Source organism: Vibrio sp. 10N.222.48.A3 (genome assembly GCF_041475345.1).
Classification (GTDB): Bacteria; Pseudomonadota; Gammaproteobacteria; order Enterobacterales; family Vibrionaceae; genus Vibrio; species Vibrio tasmaniensis_A.
This window is the reverse complement of the sequence record NZ_JBFRVX010001707.1, coordinates 1-485: the sequence shown is the minus strand read 5'-3', so window position 1 is coordinate 485 and position 485 is coordinate 1. Positions and strand designations below refer to the sequence as shown.

At 33.6% G+C, this 485-nt stretch carries 1 pseudogene; it reads right to left on the bottom strand.

The features are described from left to right. Window positions 1-294: pseudogene (locus tag AB4653_RS28535) on the bottom strand (toxin-activating lysine-acyltransferase); the annotation flags it as partial. Between the last annotated feature and the right edge of the window lie 191 nt (window positions 295-485).

Here is a 485-nt window from a genome sequence, read left to right as displayed (position 1 = left end):
GAACCTAGGTCGAGTCATATAATTTGATAACGTTAATTCATCAACCCATGCCCAAATAACGTACCCTGTAAATTCGACATCGCTAGGTAATTTTAAAAACTTATATTGCCTATGAATTACCGCTGGTTTTATCCAGTGTAAAAACGAAGCTATGTTCAGATCACTGCGTTGATTACATTTAGACATTACCTCTACAAACCGCCCTAATTCGTGAGTAACTTCTAACTTTGATAAAGGACCATAGCGTAGGCCGGATATTTTACCGTTAAGAATAGATACAGGATTACTTTTCATTACAACCTACATAGTTACGGTTATTTAGTACTTTCGATATTAAATACTAAAGTTTAAATAAAGCGCTTACTACCTGTTATTATTTGGATTCACAACGCTAGTTTTATTATTAATAAACATAATTATTACAACATTTTGCGAGGGAGACTTCGTGTAATTAGGCGACTCTGTCTTTAGACTTAATTACGTAT